General features: G+C 33.3%; 2 protein-coding genes. One reads left to right on the top strand and one right to left on the bottom strand.

Features of this window, described 5'->3' with window-relative positions:
- The first annotated feature begins 325 nt into the window (after positions 1-325).
- On the top strand, positions 326-1,129 hold the full coding sequence (locus tag ACYQ4S_RS11630; RefSeq protein WP_346025585.1) for a DUF368 domain-containing protein: 804 nt from the start codon (positions 326-328) through the stop codon (positions 1,127-1,129).
- A 168-nt stretch (positions 1,130-1,297) separates the two neighbouring features.
- On the opposite strand, the gene ACYQ4S_RS11625 is transcribed toward ACYQ4S_RS11630, so the two are convergent.
- Positions 1,298-1,537 (bottom strand): ATP-binding protein, encoded by a 240-nt coding sequence (locus ACYQ4S_RS11625; RefSeq protein WP_245683093.1) that lies wholly within the window; start codon positions 1,535-1,537, stop codon positions 1,298-1,300.
- Between the last annotated feature and the right edge of the window lie 708 nt (positions 1,538-2,245).

The following is a 2,245-nucleotide window of genomic DNA, read 5'->3' as shown; positions in this document are numbered from 1 at the left end:
TTGGAAGTAGTTTGGTTGGTACCTACTATTTTGAACGAGATTTAGGGGAGGGGCAAGTGTTTTTTTGCTTTTCCTTGATATAACAACCATTGTAAGCAATTATTAAAAGAAAGTATTGACACTAACCTTTTGTTGAAAGGGGGTGCATGAAATGTTAAAATGTAGAAGCAACTACTTGAATTCTTCGTAGGTTCATCGGAAATATCGATGTTTAATGGTTTTCGTAAAGCGACGTAGAATTTAGGTAGTATAGTTGGTTTTTTTGCTTAGGGAATAAAGCAGCAGACAGGTAATAAAATTTGATTTTGATTGTGAGTTGATATTTTTGATATTTTTAAATGATTTTTTAAAAGGAATAATCATAGGTATAGGAGCCGTAGCTCCAGGCGTAAGTGGGGGTACCTTTGCGGTAATACTTGGTGTTTATAGCAAATTAACCAGTGCCATTGCTAATATATTTACTGATTTTATGGGAAAAATTAAAGCCCTTTTTTCTTTAGGTGTAGGTATAGCTTTTGGTGTATTAGCTTTTAGTAGAATTATGCAATATTTATTTGTATACCATGAAACCAATGTAAAATTTATCTTTATTGGGCTTATGGTAGGGACTATCCCTTTAGTGATTAAAGATGCAAATAAAAAGGGTTTTAAAGGCTCATATCTAATTCCTTGTATAATTGCCCTTAGTATAACAATTATATTTACCATATTAGAGAATAATGTGATAAATATTATGCCAGAAGCTTCCTCAGGACTAATTGCCACTATTATTTATGGTCTTATAATTGGATTTGGAACTATAGTACCAGGGGTAAGTGCATCATTTATTCTTATGTATATTGGGGCTTATGAAATTCTTTTGGATGCTCTTGTAAGCTTAGACCTTATGGTAATCATTCCAGTAGGGATAGGATTTGTCCTAAGTGTATTATTATTTGCAAAATTAATAAATTTTCTATTTGAAAGAGCTTATGGTTTTACATATTATACTGTATTAGGATTTGTATTTGGATCTATATTTGCAATTATTCCTAGGGATATATTAGGACAGGAAATCCTACTTGGAATCTTTTATTTAGTTATTGGATTTTTAGTATCTTATTATATTGGTACAAAGTATTCACAGTAAATGAAAAAGTTACTAGGTCATGTTAGCCTATCCGTCATATATAGCTCAACTTCTGTTTAAAACCCAGTATTTAGTAGTTATAAAGGTATATGATATTATACTTCCGAAGTGAAGAGTCTACCTTTATACCTCTATTACCTAAAAACTGTGACCCAGCTGATAGTCAAATTACTCAAGAAGAAAATCTATTATATTCTTCACCTTTATACCAGAAAAGTCATTAAAAACTGTATTATCCATAGTGAGGATATACTTAGGATAATTATCAGTTATGGACTGGAGTGGGCGTAGTTCACGTTCTTTTGTTTTTTCATCCATAATCGTAGCCGATACTTGATAGTAAACTATCTCATCAGCCTTACTTGCTACAAAATCAACCTCTAATGTACCAACTTTTCCAATTGTCACTTCATAACCTCTTCGTATAATAAGTTTGTAGTTAAGAATTGTTCTTAACTTAGTTGATTGATTAACTGTTTGAAAGAATGGAGCGGGGCTGGGAAATAACTAGCTGAATTAGAAGACACCGTCAAATCTAGGAAAAATGATCCTTGATTTGACGGTGTTTTTAATTACTCAGATTTATAAATTATTACTAAAAGGTGACTTTTTTCCCATCCCCAATTTCAAAAAGTCGCTTTTGATGATCCATTCACTTTAGTTCTTTGATAATTAAATATCTTGGTTATCGCTTGGTCATTCCGTGCTGTTTCTGTGTAAAATAGAACTAGATGGAAGATGGTTCTAAATGGGATGAAGCTTTCCCCTCCTTGTAGTTCGACTACTCATTAAGCATGCTTCCCGTCACAATGTTGAGACTATTTACTCATAAGCTGTATGGCTTGGTTCTTGTGTCCGTTGGTCTTAGGAAACCTTCGGTCTTGGCAGCTACACAAGAAACGAGTTAAATACTTATGCGCGAGGTTAAGGCACGCATTGTGTTACAGGGATAGCCCGGAGTGACCAAGCTTACCTTCCAAATTTATAACGAAGGTAACTCCCAATAATCTATGAAAAATTATGTTTCCCAAATTTCTCGTTGCTCGTATGATGATTTCTGTCGATGAAGGTAATATAATCCAATCCTTGTCTGGATTAAACAGCTTTATAACAGAT

Source organism: Alkalibacterium sp. s-m-28 (assembly GCF_054658175.1).
This window is presented reverse-complemented; position numbering and strand designations above follow the sequence as displayed.